The sequence below is a fragment of the Massilia sp. 2TAF26 genome, assembly GCF_052115005.1.
In the GTDB taxonomy this organism is placed as follows: domain Bacteria; phylum Pseudomonadota; class Gammaproteobacteria; order Burkholderiales; family Burkholderiaceae_D; genus Telluria.
The window spans coordinates 62621-77779 of the sequence record NZ_JBFRFV010000019.1 but is presented as its reverse complement, the minus strand read 5'-3'; the positions used below and the strand labels follow the sequence as shown (position 1 = coordinate 77779).

At 64.0% G+C, this 15159-nt stretch carries 13 protein-coding genes; 4 read left to right on the top strand and 9 right to left on the bottom strand.

What is annotated here, in order from left to right; all coding sequences use genetic code 11:
* Positions 1-54: 54 nt before the first annotated feature.
* From AB4Z32_RS18950 to AB4Z32_RS18920, 7 genes are all read right to left on the bottom strand, one after another.
* Positions 55-786, bottom strand: coding sequence for a pseudouridine synthase (locus tag AB4Z32_RS18950; protein ID WP_442123412.1), 732 nt, complete (start codon positions 784-786; stop codon positions 55-57).
* A gap of 192 nt (positions 787-978) precedes the next feature.
* Complete coding sequence (locus tag AB4Z32_RS18945) at positions 979-1299, bottom strand: hypothetical protein (protein ID WP_442123411.1); 321 nt, start codon at positions 1297-1299, stop codon at positions 979-981.
* A gap of 137 nt (positions 1300-1436) precedes the next feature.
* Positions 1437-2327 (bottom strand): UTP--glucose-1-phosphate uridylyltransferase GalU, encoded by an 891-nt coding sequence (gene galU / locus AB4Z32_RS18940; RefSeq protein ID WP_442123410.1) that lies wholly within the window; start codon positions 2325-2327, stop codon positions 1437-1439.
* Between the two features lie 26 nt (positions 2328-2353).
* Complete coding sequence (locus AB4Z32_RS18935; protein WP_442123409.1) at positions 2354-3343, bottom strand: S49 family peptidase; 990 nt, start codon at positions 3341-3343, stop codon at positions 2354-2356.
* A gap of 15 nt (positions 3344-3358) precedes the next feature.
* The gene (locus AB4Z32_RS18930; RefSeq protein WP_442123408.1) at positions 3359-3730 is read right to left on the bottom strand and encodes a Rieske (2Fe-2S) protein; all 372 of its coding nucleotides are present in this window, start codon (positions 3728-3730) and stop codon (positions 3359-3361) included.
* Positions 3727-4386, bottom strand: a complete 660-nt coding sequence (locus AB4Z32_RS18925; RefSeq protein WP_442123407.1) for an HAD-IIIA family hydrolase — start codon at positions 4384-4386, stop codon at positions 3727-3729. The genes AB4Z32_RS18930 and AB4Z32_RS18925 overlap by 4 nt, the downstream gene beginning before the upstream one ends.
* Positions 4386-5354: an RluA family pseudouridine synthase gene (locus AB4Z32_RS18920; protein ID WP_442123406.1), complete on the bottom strand. Its 969-nt coding sequence runs from the start codon at positions 5352-5354 to the stop codon at positions 4386-4388. The genes AB4Z32_RS18925 and AB4Z32_RS18920 overlap by 1 nt, the downstream gene beginning before the upstream one ends.
* Positions 5355-6076: 722 nt before the next feature.
* Here AB4Z32_RS18920 and AB4Z32_RS18915 point away from each other — a divergent pair.
* Complete coding sequence (locus tag AB4Z32_RS18915) at positions 6077-9259, top strand: Rne/Rng family ribonuclease (RefSeq protein WP_442123405.1); 3183 nt, start codon at positions 6077-6079, stop codon at positions 9257-9259.
* Between the two features lie 80 nt (positions 9260-9339).
* On the opposite strand, the gene AB4Z32_RS18910 is transcribed toward AB4Z32_RS18915, so the two are convergent.
* On the bottom strand, positions 9340-10227 hold the full coding sequence (locus AB4Z32_RS18910) for an NAD(P)/FAD-dependent oxidoreductase (RefSeq protein WP_442123404.1): 888 nt from the start codon (positions 10225-10227) through the stop codon (positions 9340-9342).
* Positions 10217-10654 (bottom strand): Rrf2 family transcriptional regulator, encoded by a 438-nt coding sequence (locus AB4Z32_RS18905; RefSeq protein ID WP_442123403.1) that lies wholly within the window; start codon positions 10652-10654, stop codon positions 10217-10219. Before AB4Z32_RS18905 ends, AB4Z32_RS18910 begins: the two co-directional genes overlap by 11 nt.
* A 75-nt stretch (positions 10655-10729) precedes the next feature.
* Here AB4Z32_RS18905 and chrA point away from each other — a divergent pair, with 75 nt between their 5' ends.
* Genes chrA through moeA form a run of 3 tightly spaced genes read left to right on the top strand, consistent with a single transcriptional unit; the run spans position 10730 to position 15027 of the window.
* Positions 10730-12040 carry a chromate efflux transporter gene (gene chrA, locus AB4Z32_RS18900; protein ID WP_442123402.1) on the top strand — a complete coding sequence of 437 codons (1311 nt, stop codon included), beginning with the start codon at positions 10730-10732 and terminating at the stop codon, positions 12038-12040.
* Positions 12033-13142, top strand: coding sequence for a GTP 3',8-cyclase MoaA (gene moaA / locus AB4Z32_RS18895; RefSeq protein ID WP_442123401.1), 1110 nt, complete (start codon positions 12033-12035; stop codon positions 13140-13142). Before chrA ends, moaA begins: the two co-directional genes overlap by 8 nt.
* 4 nt (positions 13143-13146) lie before the next feature.
* On the top strand, positions 13147-15027 hold the full coding sequence (gene moeA / locus AB4Z32_RS18890; protein ID WP_442123400.1) for a molybdopterin molybdotransferase MoeA: 1881 nt from the start codon (positions 13147-13149) through the stop codon (positions 15025-15027).
* Positions 15028-15159 lie beyond the last annotated feature (132 nt).

Sequence of the window (15159 nt, the reverse complement as noted above, 5' to 3'; positions counted from 1 at the left end):
ATTTCTACGTGGGAAAATAAAATAAAAGGGTCTGAAAACTGTGTGTCAAAATCATTACGACAGTATCAGTTGAACCTGCGCCAGCAAGCCCAGTTGATCTTGCTCCAGATAGCACCACTCCCCTTCCTTCAGGCCGAGCGATTCGAGCGTCAGGCCGCCGATCTGCGAGCGGTGCAGGGCCACGCAGTGGTTGCCGGCTGCAGCGAGCATGCGTTTGACCTGGTGATATTTCCCCTGTTCCAGCACGATCTCGAGCTGGTGGTCGCCGCGCTGGACGCAGGTCAGGGCCGCCAGCGGAGCGGGCTCATCAATCAGCTGGACGCCGGCCAGCAACTGGTCGACCAGTGCCTGGGTCACCGGCTCCTGCGTCCTTGCCTGGTAGACCTTCGGCACATGACGCTTGGGCGAGGACTGGGCGTGGATGAAGGGACCGTCGTCCGACATCAGCAGCAGGCCGGTGGTGTCGTGGTCGAGGCGGCCGACCGGCTGCACTTCGCGCCAGGTAAATTGTTCGGGCAACAGGGTCAGCACGCCGGGATGGTGGCTGGGCTTGCGCGAGCATTCGAAGTTGGCCGGTTTGTAGAGGGCGAGATAGACGCGCTCGCGATAAATCCACTCCTCGTCGAACACGGTCAGCACCAGGCCGTCGGTCTCGACCGTGGTCTTGTAGCTGGTCTGGACCTCGCCACCGATCGCGACGTCGCCGTCCTCGATCAGGGCGCGGCAGTATTTGCGCGTGCCGAAGCCTTGGGATTGCAGCACGCGGTCGAGGGAAAGTTTGCTCATGGGGCGGAACTTTAACAGAACGGATGTGTATGGCAAAGATCAGGTAGTTCCACTGTTTGAATCGGTAGCAAAACTACGTTTGACACGCGTCAATGCCACATCAGTTTCCATTGCTACACTGAAGCCTCGTTAGGAATCGACCTACAATCGTTGAGCGTAGGACTACCGTTCATCAACTTGTAGGATTAACACTCACCGATTTTTCAAACAAGAGATGAGGTAAATGTGCATATTGAAGAAGAAAAAAATCGCCCTCCCTTCCATGGAAAGGATTCCATGGATCAGGCATGCCATGTGGCGAGCGAGTACGCGGCGACGTTTCCAACCCGCCTCGCGCTGGCGCGCTGGACACGCGGTGGCGATACTCCCCATGTCTTTGCCTCCGCTCACAACGTACCCATGCGTGCCGCATGGTACGGCCAGGCCCAGCGCCAATTCCAGGCCTGGCTCGAGGATGGAGGTTTTCATGCCGAATAAATGAAAACGACGGCTTGCGCCGTCGTTTTCTCCCATAGCGGGATCCAACCTGAGGAATGGAGTTCACTCGAAACCGCCTTGAAGCGGGTCTGTAGGTGTAAGCTACAAAACAACTATAGCCGACACTTTGGAATTTTCAAGGCACATTGTTACGAGTCAGCGGCGGCATTGCATCAAATGATTCCACTACTAGCACCGATCTCGTCCAGGAACAATCGATAGGCTGCGCCCGTTTCCGGATGCCGTAAACCCATGGCAGTCATTGCCTTCAAATAGCCAAGTTTGGATCCACAATCATAACGCTGTCCGGCAAACCTATGGGCCAGCACTCGGTCAACTGCCATCAATTTGGCAATGCCATCCGTCAACTGAATTTCGCCTCCCGCTCCTGCATCCAGGGCTTCCAGATGGTCAAAGATGTGCGGCGATAGAACGTAGCGTCCAACCACGGCCAAGGTGGAGGGTGCATCAGCAGGATGAGGCTTTTCGACTATACCAGACACCTGCTCGATGTCGGGGCGATACGCGGATGTACTAACGATGCCGTACTGCCGTGTATTTTCGCGTGGGACATTCTGTACTGCCAGTATGCTGCATTTTTCGTAGTTGTACAGATCTGTCATCTGTGCCAAAACTGGCTTGTATCCTGGGGCCGCATCCATGAAATCGTCCGCTAATAGCACCGCGAAGGGCTCATTCTGGACGATAGGGCGTGCGCAAAGTACAGCGTGACCCAGACCAAGCGGGGCGGCCTGTCGGATATAAATGCAACTTACGTTTTTGGGGATCACCGACTGCACTAGATTAAGCAGCTCGTGCTTCTGCGCTGCTGCAAGTTCCGACTCGAGTTCATATGCCTTGTCGAAATGATCTTCGATCGCCCTTTTATTGCGGCCTGTAATGAAAATCATTTCTGTGATTCCAGCTGCTACGGCTTCCTCGACAGCATATTGAATCAAGGGCTTGTCAACGACCGGCAACATTTCTTTTGGTTGCGCCTTGGTCGCTGGCAAAAATCGGCTCCCCAACCCTGCTACAGGGAAGACTGCTTTCTTTATTTTCATTATTTCAATACTTATTAAAAACCAAATCAGCGAAGACTCGGAACCGGTCCCCGGTAAATCGAATGCACGGCGCCCGCCCCCACCGATGCGCCAAATTTCTTCAGCACACGCTCCGGCAAGCCTTCATGCGCGGTGTAGTCGATGATGTCTTCGGCCTTCACCACGTCGCGGGCGACGGTGTCGACGGTGCCGAAACCATCGGCCAGGCCCATCTCGACGGCCTTGGCGCCGGTCCAGTAGAGGCCGGAGAAGATTTCCGGATTTTCCTTCAGGCGCTTGCCGCGGCCGGCACGGACCACGGCGATGAATTGCTCGTGGATTTCGTTCAGCATGGCCAGCGCGTGCTGCTTCTGCTTGTCGGATTGCGGGCTGAAGGGATCGAGGAAGCCTTTGTTTTCGCCCGCCGTCAGCAGGCGGCGCTCGATGCCCAGTTTGTCCATCAGGCCGGTAAAGCCGAAGCCGTCCATCAGCACGCCGACCGAACCGACGATGCTGGCCTTGTTGACGAAGATCTTGTCGGCGGCCGAGGCGATGTAATAGCCGCCCGAAGCGCAGATTTCGTCCACGACCACGTACAGCGGCTTGTTCGGATAGCCCTTCTTGAGGCGCTGGATTTCGTCGACGATGATGCCTGCCTGCACCGGACTACCGCCTGGACTATTGATGCGCAGCACCACCGCAGCCGAGCCGGCGTCGGCAAAGGCCTTGTTCAGGGACGGGATCACGGTATCGGCGGCGCCGCTGCCTTCGTCGTCGATGCTGCCGTCGATTTCGATCAGGGCGGTATGGCGGCCGAGAGATTCGGTGCCGGAGCCGGTGCTGAAGTCGAAATAGGCCCAGATCGCGAAAAATGCCAGCAACAAGAAGGATAGCTTGAAGAAGATCCCCCAGCGCCGTGCAGCCCGCTGCTCACGCACCGTGGCAAACACGAGCCGCTCGAGGGTCTCGCGCTCCCAATAGCGCATTGCCCCTGGGTCATTCGCGTTCTGATTCTCGTTCCTGTTGTTTTCGCTCATAAATGTGTGCTTGTTTTACTTCGGCGGCTGGAAATGCTGGTCCGGCTGCCAATAGACGCCATCGCCGGATTCGCGCACGGCAATCGGGCGCAGCCTGCCGCCCCGGCATGGTCCACCGGTGCAGACCCCGGTTTCGGGCGCATAGATCGCGCCGTGGGTCGAACACATGAGGTATAGCTTGCTCGACTCGAAAAACTCGCCCTTGAACCAGTCCAGTTCGACGGGAACGTGGGCGCAGCGGTTCAGGTAGCCGTAGACCTTGCCGCCATGGCGCACCACGAAACCGGTGGCTTCATCGCCGAACGCGACCACCGGAAAGCGAACGCCATTGCCGCCGTCGACCAGGGCATCGGGCCCGCAGATATAGACCTCGTTTGCTTCGCTCATGCGTTCTCGACCAGCCACTGGTGGAGTTCAGGCACATTCTTTGCCGTGAAGACCGGGTGACATGCCTGCAGTTGCTGCACAGGATGCGCGCCGTACTCGACCGCGATGCCTGAGGCGCCGGCATTGTTGGCCATAAGCAAGTCGTGCGTCGTGTCGCCGATCATAACGGTGCGACGCATGTCTTGCCCCAGCTCCCTTGTCAATTCTTGCAACATTGCAGGATGCGGCTTGGAAAATGTCTCGTCCGCGCAACGGGTTGCATCGAAGGTCGACAGCAGTCCGCAGGCATTCAGGGCGCGGTTCAGGCCGACCCGGCTCTTGCCGGTGGCGACGGCCAGGAAATAGCCGAGCTGGGAGAGTTCTTCCAGCATGGCGGGAACGCCGCGGAATAGCACCAGTTCGTGGTCTTTTGTCAGGAAATGATAACGATACCGCTCCACCATGCGCGGATACAGGGCCGGGTCGATGTCCGGCATCACGGCCTGCATCGCTTCAAGCAGGCCGAGCCCGATGACATGCGCGGCGGCGGCATCGCTGGGAACGCTCAGGCCGAGGTCCTTGGCGGCGGATTGGATGCATTTGACGATGGTGGCGGTGCTGTCCATCAGCGTGCCATCCCAGTCGAAGACGATCAGGTCGAATTGCTTGCGTGCCATTATGAATGTTTGCTTGTCGGTTGCCCCAAGCTTACCAAGAAACGCTCGCATTCCGCCGGCAGTGGCGCCGTCAGGGTCATCGGCTTGTCGGTTTCGGGGTGCTGGAAAGTGATCCGGTACGCATGCAGGAACATCCGCTTGAGGGCTCCGCGCGTATTATTTGCCTTCTGAAGCTGCTTGTTCAATGCAAAATCGCCGTATTTCTCGTCACCTGCGATCGGGAAACCGCTCGATGCCAGGTGCACGCGGATCTGGTGCGTACGCCCGGTCTTGAGCTCGGCTTCCAGCAGGGCGAAGCCTTCCCAGCGGCGCAGCAGGTTGAACACGGTATGCGCTTCCTGGCCGCCGGCCTGCACCACCACGCGGCGCTCGCCGTCCGAGGTCGTGTACTTGTGCAGGGGCAGCTTGACGTGCTGGCGCGGGTTGGTCCAGTTGCCGCTGACCAGGGTCAGGTAGCGCTTGTCCGTCGTGCCGTCACGCATTTGCTCGTGCAAATTGGTCAGCGCCGAACGTTTCTTCGCTAACAACAATAAACCCGAGGTTTCGCGGTCGAGGCGATGCACCAGTTCCAGGAACTTGGCTTGCGGACGCGCCGCGCGCAGCTGTTCGATGACGCCATAGGACACGCCCGAGCCGCCATGCACGGCGACGCCGGCCGGTTTGTCGATCACCAGCAGGTGGCTGTCCTCATGCACGATCGCGAATTCGGCGCCGGGCACGGGAGCGCTGCCGGCTGCCTTTTCGGCGATGCGGATCGGCGGAATACGCACCACATCGCCCGTTTCCAGGCGGTACAACTGATCGATACGCCCCTTGTTCACGCGCACCTCGCCAGAGCGGAGGATGCGGTAAATATGGCTTTTTGGGACACCTTTACAAACACGCAGCAGGTAGTTGTCGATACGTTGCCCGGCTTCTTCTTCAGCGATTGTTACAAGCTGGACAGAATTTCTCTCTAAGTCCTTCATTTTGAATATATAATCGACAGGCGGCGGTCAAACCTCTGCTGGTGTAAGAATTAAAACGATATTTTACACAGGGGCGCCTTCGTCGACCCCGCAAAAATGCGAATTCGATGAAGAAAAAAAGGAATCTCGCGAAATCATAGCGAGCGGAAGTAGTGGTGACCGAGAAGCGCAGCTGTACGAAAGTACGGTGAGCATCGCTGGCCGCCAATGCGAAGCGCAGCAGGTTTGGTGAGATGACAAACGTGTACGCACATTCTTGCGCGCGCCAAGGTTGCACCGCAGTTGTAATCGGGTAGCGCGCAGGACTGCAGGATTGGATTGTTTGGAATCGTAAGGATAAGTACCGGCAAGCCAGGTTCAGCCTGGCTCGCCGGGTGATGGCGTCGATAACGCTTGTCGTTTTCGCCGGACCCGCTGCAAGGAGCCTCTCCAGGAATCCGCAGGCCAAGGCTGATAAGCGCCTGGCCCGGATTCCCGCTACGGTCGCCCCGCGGTCTGGCTGTGGTCGCTGTTAGCACCCGCCCCAAGGCCCTGGCGCCGCCCCGATCGGGCCGCGCCGGCCGAACAAGGTTGCGGCGTGCGCGCGACAATGACGTTCGATGCCATTTGCGCCCTGTGGCCGGCAATGCCGTGCCACGCTCCGGGCATACCACCGCCAACACTCCCCTCCCCGCGTACGTTTCCAGTAATTAAACGGTCCACGGGCCGCGGAGTTAATAAAAATGAAACGTATGTTGTTTAACGCTACGCAGCAAGAGGAGCTGCGCGTAGCGATTGTCGACGGCCAAAAACTGATCGACATCGATATCGAGACCGCCGGTCGCGAACAGCGAAAATCGAATATCTACAAAGGCGTCATCACCCGCATCGAACCCTCCCTTGAAGCCTGCTTCGTCAGCTACGGCGAAGACCGCCACGGTTTCCTCCCCTTTAAAGAAGTCGCCCGCTCGTATTTCCGTGAAGGTGTCGACGTCCGGAATTGCACCATCAAGGAAGCCCTGCGCGAAGGCCAGGAAATCATGGTGCAGGTCGAGAAAGAGGAACGCGGCAACAAGGGCGCGGCACTGACTTCCTTCATTTCGCTGGCCGGCCGCTACCTGGTCCTGATGCCGAACAATCCGCGCGGCGGCGGCGTCTCCCGCCGGGTCGAAGGCGAAGAACGCCAGGAACTGCGCGAGACCATGGACAAGCTGGACCTGCCGCAAGGCATGTCGGTGATTGCCCGGACCGCCGGCATCGGCCGCAACGTCGAAGAACTCCAGTGGGACCTGAATTACCTGATGCAACTCTGGCGCGCGATCGAAGGCGCCGGCAAATCGGCCCCCGGGGCCTTCCTGATCTACCAGGAATCCTCCCTCGTCATCCGCGCCATCCGCGACTACTTCCAGCCCGACATCGGTGAAGTCCTGATCGACACCGACGAGATCTTCGACCAAGCCCAGCAATTCATGAGCCACGTGATGCCCGACATGGCGCACCGCGTGAAACGCTATACCGACGACGTCCCGCTGTTCTCCCGTTTCCAGATCGAACACCAGATCGAGACCGCGTACTCGCGTACCGTCCCGCTGCCGTCGGGCGGCGCGATCGTGATCGACCACACCGAAGCCCTGGTGTCCATCGACGTCAACTCGGCCCGCGCCACCCGCGGTTCGGACATCGAAACCACCGCCTTTAACACCAACTGCGAAGCGGCCGACGAAGTGGCCCGCCAGCTGCGCCTGCGCGACCTGGGCGGCCTGATCGTGATCGACTTCATCGACATGGAAGTCGCCAAGAACCAGCGCGAAGTCGAACAGCGCCTGAAGGACGCCCTGCACCATGACCGTGCACGCGTCCAGATGGGCAAGATCTCGCGCTTCGGCCTGATGGAACTGTCGCGCCAGCGCCTGCGTCCTTCGCTGTCGGAAGGTTCGCACGTCACCTGCCCGCGCTGCTCGGGCACCGGCCACATCCGCGATACCGAATCCTCGGCTCTGCAAGTCCTGCGTATCATCCAGGAAGAGGCGATGAAGGAAAACTCGGCCGCGATCCACGTCCAGGTTCCGGTCGACGTCGCTGCGTTCCTGCTGAACGAAAAGCGCGGCGAAGTGCTGAAGATCGAAACCCGTCACCGCATCACGGTCATTTTGGTGCCGAACAAGCATCTGGAGACCCCGCACTACAAGCTCGAGCGCATCAAGCACGACGATCCGCGCCTGGAAGACGCCGCCTCCAGCTACACGCTGGCCGAGTCGGCCGACACCGACATGGCTTTTGCCAAGCGCCAGAAGGAAGAAGCCAAGCCGCGCCAGGAAGCCGTGGTCAAGACCATTACCCCGGCCCAGCCGGCGCCGATGGTGGAACGCCGCGAGCCGGTCAAGGCCGAGGCCGCTCCTGCCGCAGCGCCCGCCGCTCCGGTGGCGCCGCCGCCTCCGGCCGAGCAGGGCTTCTTTGCCAAGCTGCGTAACTTCTTCTTCGGCACCCCGGCGCCGATGACCCCGCCGCCGGCTCCGGCAGCGGCACCCGTCAAGCCGGCCGAGCCGGCAGCGGCAGCCGCCGAGCGCGGCAACCGCGGCCAGCGCAATGGCCGTGGCGGCCGTAACGGTACCGGTACCGGCAAGGGCCGTGAGCGCGAAGACCGCGAACAGCTCGCCAAAGGCGCGCCGGCCGACGAGACCGCCAAGCCGGTCGACGCCGAAGGCAAGCCGGCCCGTCCGCCGCGCAAGCCGCGTGAACCGCGCGAGCCGCGTGAAGGCCGCGAGACCCGTGAAGTGCGCGAAACCCGCGACCAGGCCGAGGCGCCAGCCCAGCCGGCCCCGCGCACCGAGCGTGGCGAACGCGCCGAGCGTCCGGAACGTGCCGAGCGCCAGCCGCGCCAGCCGCGTGAGCGTGCCGAGCGCGCCCAGGTGGTCGAAGCCAAGGCCGAAGAACTGAGCGTGGTCCAGGCTACCGCCGCGACCACGGTCACGATCGCGGCTACCGCTCCGAATGGCGATCAGGAAATCATCCAGGAACAGGTGGTGCAGACCGTGATGGCTACCGTCGGCCCGAACGGCGAGGAAGCCGAGACCGATGGTGGCGATGAACCGCGCCGCCGCCGCCGTCGTGGCGGCCGCAACCGCAACCGCCGCGATCGCGACGGGGCCGACATCATCGACAACGAGAGCGGTGAAGAAGGCGCGGCACCGGCCTTCGCACCGGTTGCCGACGAAGAAGCCGCCAAGGTCCAGGCCGAAACCAAGGCTGCGAAAGCCAAAGGCGCCAAGCCGGCCAAGGCTGCTGCCACCCCGGGTCCGTGGCCCTTCCCGACCGCCGCTTCGGTGAAAGCCGCTGCCGAGAAAGCCGCGGCCGAACACGCCGCCGCCGAACACGCCGCAACCCAGGCACGTGCCGAAGCCGCGGCAGCAGCAGCCCTGCACGCCGCCGCCGCACAGGCAGCAGCCGAGGCCGCTGCCGCAGAGGTGAAGGCATCGAACCAGGGTGCGTGGCCCTTCCCGACCGCGCAATCGGTCGCCGAAGCCGCTGCCCGTCACGCTGCCGCCATGGCGCCGGTTGCTCCGGTTGCTCCGGCACCGGCTCCGGTTGAAGCCGTGGCTCCGGTCGAAGCCGCCGCTCCGGTCGAAGCCGCCGCTCCGGCTGCCCAGCCGGTCGTGATGCCGGCGCCGGTGGCCCCGGTGGCCCCTGCTCCGGCTCCGGTCGCAGCACCGGCACCGGCACCGGCACCGGTTGGCGCTGCCCCGGCCGATCTGGGCGAAACGCTGGCCCAGGCCGGCCTGCAACTGGCATCGACCGATCCGGAAAAGCTGCGCGCCGCCCAGGAAGCGGCTGCCCAGTCCCAGCAGCCGGTCCGTCTCGGCCGCACCCGCAAGCTTGCGCCGCCGCCGGCCCAGGAGCCGCTGATCCAGGTGGATACGCGCCAGTAAGTAGTATTAGCGCCAGCTAGCTGGCATTGAACGAAAATGGGAAGCCTCGGCTTCCCATTTTCATTTCAAGCGCTCGAATGTCAGTCGAACACCAGCGAGCGGTGTGCCGCGATGCCGGCCATCGCACCGTCGCCGATCGCGAACGATACGCTGCCCATGAAGCGGGCCGCGTCGCCGCAGGCGAACACGCCCGGCACCGAGGTCGCCTTCGACTCGTCGGTCCTGATCACCGCACCGAGTGGCCCCTCGCTCAGCTCGCAGCCGAGCTGGGCCGCCATCGGCCCCTGGATGCTGATGCGCGGGGCGACGAACAGCCCGGCCAGCTCCACCACAGTCCCGTCGGCCAGCCTGACGGATGCGCCTTCGCCGCAGATCTCGCCGACCGCCCGCGTCTCGATGGCGACGCCGCGTGCCTCCAGCTGGCGCAGCTGCTCCGCATTGGGCATGAAGGCGCCGTTGGTGAACAGGGTGGTCGGACCCCACTCCGGAATCAGGAGCGCCTGGTGCATCGACACCTCGCCCGCCGCCAGCACGCCCAGCGGTCCGCGATCGAATTCGTAGCCGTGGCAATACGGACAGGGAACGACCGAGCGGCCCCAGCGCTCGCGCAGGCCCGGCACATCCGGCAGGCGGTCGCTGACGCCGGTCGCCAGGATCAGGCGCTTGCCCTGCGCGGTTTCGCCGTCCTCGGTGCGCAGCTCGAAGCCGTCGCCGCTGCGCACCGCGGAGGCCACCCTGCCCTCGCGCCAGCTCAGGTCCGGATAGGCCAGCAACTGCTCCCTGGCATCGGCAAAAATCGCTTCCGGCGCCCGTCCATCCTGGCCGAGCAGGCCGTGCGATTCCGTGGCAAAGCGGTTGCGGCGCAGGCCGGCGTCGATCACCAGCACCTTGCGGCGTGCGCGCACCAGTTGCAGGGCGGCGGCCATGCCGGCATAGCTGCCGCCGGCGACGATCACGTCATGGTTCATGCGTTTCTCCCAACCGGCGCCGCATGTCTTCGGCCAGCTCGGCCAGGGACACTTCGCCCAGGCGCGCCAGCAGCAGGGCTTCGGCATCCTGAAAAGCCTGGTCCATGGCGGCATTCACCACCTGCTCGACCAGGCAGCCGGGGGATTCGCTGCGGTTGCCGATCGCCAGGATGGTCGGCGCGCCGAGGGCGTCGTAAATGTCGCGCAGCGTCACCCTGCTCAGGTCGCAGGACAGCTTCCAGCCGCCGCCATGCCCCTTCCCGGACTGGACGAAGCCTTGCTCGCGCAGGCCGGCCAGGATGCGCCGGATCACGACCGGATTGGTCTGCATCATCCCCGCCAGGGCCTCCGAGGTCATCGGCTGGTCCGTTTGCGCCATGTGGAGCAGGACGTGGAGCACGCCCGATAATTTGCTGTCGGTTTTCATGTAACTTATCGTATTACATGAAAAGCGGATTGGCAAGCCATGTAAAATGCTCAACCTTTCCCGATCTTTCATTGCATGCAGCCCATCCCCTTCCGCACCGCCCTGCGCTACTGGCTCAAGCTGGGTTTCATCAGCTTCGGCGGACCGGCCGGACAGATCGCGATGATGCATGCCGAGCTGGTCGAACGCCGCCGCTGGATCTCCGAGCAGCGCTTCCTGCACGCGCTCAACTACTGCATGCTGCTGCCCGGCCCGGAAGCGACCCAGCTCGCCGTCTACATCGGCTGGCTGATGCACCGTACCCTCGGCGGCATCGTGGCCGGGGTGCTGTTCGTGCTGCCTTCGCTGCTGATCCTGATCGCGCTGTCGTGGATCTACATGGCCTACGGCCACCTGCCGGCCATCGCCGGCGTCATGAACGGCATCAAGCCGGCGGTGGTCGCCATCGTGCTCGGCGCCGCCTGGCGCATCGGCAGCCGTACGATCCGCAACTGGCTGCTGGCCGCCATCGCCACTTGCGCCTTCGTCGCCATCGCCGTGCTGGCGCTGCCCTTCCCGCTGGTGGTACTGGGCGCGGCGCTGGCGGGCGTCGTGGGCGGACGCCTGCGCCCCGCCCTGTTCCAGCCCGGCGGCGCCCACAAGGCGGGCGGCAAGTCCCATGGCCCCGCGCTGATCGACGACGACACGCCGACGCCGCCACACGCCCGCTTCAGCTGGCGCGGGCTGGTGCGGGTGAGCCTGGCCGGCTGCGGCATCGGCCTGGCGGCCTGGCTGCTGCTGGCGGCGCTGTACGGCCCGTCGGGCGCGCTGGCGAGCATGGGCTGGTTCTTCACCAAGGCCGCGATGATGAGTTTTGGGGGCGCCTATGCCGTGCTGCCCTACGTCGTGCAGGGCGCCGTCGAGCACTATGGCTGGCTGAGCGCCGGCCAGATGATCGACGGCCTGGCGCTCGGCGAGACCACGCCCGGCCCGCTGATCATGATCGTGGCTTTTGTGGGCTTCGTCGGCGGCTGGACCCATGCGCTGTTCGGGCCGGGCGCACTGTTCGCCGCCGGCGCGGCCGGGGCGGCGGTGGCCAGCCTGTTCACCTTCCTGCCCTCCTTCGTGTTCATCCTGGCCGGCGGGCCGCTGGTCGAGTCCACGCGCGGCGACCTGCGCATGACGGCGCCCCTGACGGCGATCTCGGCGGCGGTGGTCGGCGTGATCGCCAGCCTGGCGGTGTTCTTCGGCGGCCAGGTGTTCCTGGGCGGCGGCAGGGCGCATTGGCCGGCGATCGCGATCGGCGCCACCGCCACCGTCGCCCTGCTCCGCTACAAGGTGGGAACGATCCCGCTGATCCTCGCCTGTGCGCTTGCGGGCATCATGCTATCGTATTGGAATGTCTGAGAAAATCATCATGCTGGGCGACGCCGGATCGCCGGCAATGCCTGCGCCGGCGGCGCTGGCCGAGCCTTCGGGACTGCTCGCGGACGCGCTCGGCCGGCCGCTGCACGACCTGCGCATCTCGGTCACCGACCGCTGCAACTTCCGCTGCGTCTACTGCATGCCGAAAGAGGTGTTCGACAAGAACTACGCCTACCTGCCCCACTCGTCGCTGCTGAGCTTCGAGGAGATCACCCGGGTGGCGCGCCTGTTCGTCGCCCACGGCGTCGAGAAGATCCGCCTGACCGGCGGCGAGCCGCTGCTGCGCAAGGACCTGGAACGCCTCGTCGCCCAGCTGCGCGAACTGCGGACGCCGTCCGGCCGCCCGCTCGACCTCACCCTCACCACCAACGGCTCGCTGCTGGCGCGCAAGGCCCGCGTACTGAAGGACGCCGGCCTGGACCGCGTCACGGTTTCGCTCGACGCCATCGACGACGCCATCTTCAAGCGCATGAACGACGTCGACTTCGCGGTCTCCGATGTCCTCGAAGGCATCGAGGCCGCGCACGCCGCCGGCCTCGGTCCGGTGAAGGTCAACATGGTGGTCAAGGGCGGCATGAACGACGCCCAGATCCTGCCGATGGCGCGCCACTTCAAGGGCACGCCGACCATCCTGCGCTTCATCGAATACATGGACGTGGGCGCCTCGAACGGCTGGAACATGGACGAAGTCATTCCGTCCGGCGAAGTGGTGCGGCGCATCGCCGCCGAGATGCCGCTCGAACCCATCGGCGCCAACTACGCGGGCGAGACCGCTTCGCGCTGGCGTTACGTGGACGGCAGCGGCGAGCTCGGCATGATCTCGAGCGTGACCCAGGCCTTCTGCAGCGACTGCTCGCGCATCCGCCTGTCCACCGAGGGCAAGCTCTACACCTGCCTGTTCGCGACCCGCGGCCACGACCTGCGCGCCCTGCTGCGCGAAGACCGCAGCGACCTCGAGATATCGTCCAGCATCGCCCAGCTGTGGAGCCGGCGCGCGGACCGCTATTCGGAAACGCGGACGATCAATACCGAAGGCCTGTCGCGCGGCGCGAAGAAAATCGAAATGTCTTACATCGGCGGATAAGAAAATGAATACTGAATCGATCAGCGGCCTGGTCCTGGCCGGCGGACGCGGCACGCGCATGGGCAACGTGGACAAGGGCCTGCAGCCCTTCGGCGGCTCGACCATGGTGGCGCACGTCCTGGACCGCCTGCGGCCGCAGGTGGCCAGCGTGGCCATCAACGCCAACCAGAACCTCGAAGCCTATGGCGCCTTCGGCGTGCCGGTCTGGCCGGACGATACGCCGGGCTTTGCCGGTCCGCTGGCCGGACTGGAAGCGGGCCTGCGCCGCTGCGCCACGCCCTACCTGCTGACCGCCCCCTGCGACTCGCCCTTCCTCCCGTCGGACCTGGCGGCGCGCCTGCTGCAGGGCCTGGAGGATGCCAGCGCCGACCTCGCGCTGGCGGTGACGGAAGAAAACGGCCTGCGCCAACCGCATCCAGTTTTCTGCATAATTAAATCCAGTAAAGTGGACGTGCTGTCGGCCTATCTTGCCGCCGGCGGACGCCGCATGGACGGCTGGTACCCGCAGATCAAGGTGGCCGAGGTGCTGTTCGAGGACACCGCCGCCTTCCGCAACATCAATACCCGCGACGAGCTGCAGAGTCTCGATCCCGCCGGGTCGCCCGTATCGGCTCCGCGCTTGGCCGACGTCGTCAGCTGCCTGTCCGCATATGACCCGGATGCCCTGCCGGTGCGCGACGCGCAGCGGATCATCCGCGACTTCGTTTCGCCGCTGCGCGCGACCGAACAGGTGGCGCTGCGCGCCGCGCTGGGACGGGTGCTGGCGGCGGACATCACGTCGCCGATCGACGTGCCGGCCCACGACAACTCGGCGATGGACGGCTATGCCCTGCGCGGCGAAGATTTGTCTACCGAAGCGTTGGTGCTTCTGCGCGTGATCGACACCGTGTATGCCGGTCGCACCTCCAGCGCCGTACCCGGCCCCGGCGAATGCGTGCGCATCATGACCGGCGGCGTGATGCCTGCCGGCTGCGACAGCGTGGTGCCGCAGGAACTCGTGACCGAATCCGGCGGTGTCATGGTCATGGCCCCCGGCACCATCCGCGCCGGCGACAACCGCCGCCTGGCCGGCGAAGACCTGAAGGCCGGCAGCGCCGCCCTGCGCAAGGGGAAGGTCATCCGCCCGGCCGACCTGGGCCTGCTGGCATCGCTCGGCGTGGCCGAGGTGCCGGTGCGGCGGCGCCTGCGCGTCGCCTTCTTCTCGACCGGCGACGAGCTGCGCTCGATCGGCCAGCCGCTCGACCAAGGCTGCGTCTACGACAGCAACCGCTACACCATCTACGGCATGCTGACGCGGCTGGGCTGCGACATCATCGACATGGGCGTGGTGCGCGACGACCCGCAGGCGCTGGAAGACGCATTACGCGAGGCCTGCGAAAACGCCGACGCCATCATCACCTCGGGCGGCGTCTCGGTGGGCGCGGCCGACTACACGAAGCAGATCATGGCGAAGCTCGGCGACGTCACCTTCTGGAAGATCGGCATGCGCCCGGGCCGTCCGCTGGCCTTCGGCCGCATCGCCTCCAAGGGCCACAGCGCCTTCCTGTTCGGGCTGCCGGGCAATCCGGTGGCGGTGATGGTCTCCTTCTACTTCTTCGCCCGCGAAGCGCTGCTGCGCATGATGGGGGCCGAGTCACCCCTGCCTTTATTGAAGGCGCGTTCGGTTGCGCCGATCCGCAAGAAGCCGGGCCGCACCGAATACCAGCGCGGCGTACTGTCGCGCGGCGCGGACGGACAGCCCGAGGTGAAGATCACCGGCTCGCAAGGCTCGGGCATTTTGCGCTCGATGTCGGAGGCGAACTGCATGGTGGTGCTGCAGGATGAACAGGGTAGCGTGCAGGCTGGGGAGATGGTGGATGTGTTGATGTTCGAGGGCTTGATTTGAACATGCCTTGCTGTCCGCTTCTGGGGTTGGCATGCGTAACTGATATTTAGCAAAGACTTTATTGATATCAATGTAGCGACGATTCGGATTCCTACCATTGAGCAGTTCTGCTTACATGGATTGGGAACCCTG

Coding starts and splice junctions, on each gene's coding strand:
- AB4Z32_RS18910 (WP_442123404.1), bottom strand. CDS start 10,227: ATGAACCATGACGTGATCGTCGCCGGCGGCAGCTATGCCGGCATGGCC.
- AB4Z32_RS18930 (WP_442123408.1), bottom strand. CDS start 3,730: ATGAGCGAAGCAAACGAGGTCTATATCTGCGGGCCCGATGCCCTGGTC.
- AB4Z32_RS18915 (WP_442123405.1), top strand. CDS start 6,077: ATGAAACGTATGTTGTTTAACGCTACGCAGCAAGAGGAGCTGCGCGTA.
- chrA (WP_442123402.1), top strand. CDS start 10,730: ATGCAGCCCATCCCCTTCCGCACCGCCCTGCGCTACTGGCTCAAGCTG.
- AB4Z32_RS18945 (WP_442123411.1), bottom strand. CDS start 1,299: ATGGGAGAAAACGACGGCGCAAGCCGTCGTTTTCATTTATTCGGCATG.
- AB4Z32_RS18905 (WP_442123403.1), bottom strand. CDS start 10,654: ATGAAAACCGACAGCAAATTATCGGGCGTGCTCCACGTCCTGCTCCAC.
- AB4Z32_RS18950 (WP_442123412.1), bottom strand. CDS start 786: ATGAGCAAACTTTCCCTCGACCGCGTGCTGCAATCCCAAGGCTTCGGC.
- galU (WP_442123410.1), bottom strand. CDS start 2,327: ATGAAAATAAAGAAAGCAGTCTTCCCTGTAGCAGGGTTGGGGAGCCGA.
- AB4Z32_RS18925 (WP_442123407.1), bottom strand. CDS start 4,386: ATGGCACGCAAGCAATTCGACCTGATCGTCTTCGACTGGGATGGCACG.
- AB4Z32_RS18920 (WP_442123406.1), bottom strand. CDS start 5,354: ATGAAGGACTTAGAGAGAAATTCTGTCCAGCTTGTAACAATCGCTGAA.
- moaA (WP_442123401.1), top strand. CDS start 12,033: ATGTCTGAGAAAATCATCATGCTGGGCGACGCCGGATCGCCGGCAATG.
- AB4Z32_RS18935 (WP_442123409.1), bottom strand. CDS start 3,343: ATGAGCGAAAACAACAGGAACGAGAATCAGAACGCGAATGACCCAGGG.
- moeA (WP_442123400.1), top strand. CDS start 13,147: ATGAATACTGAATCGATCAGCGGCCTGGTCCTGGCCGGCGGACGCGGC.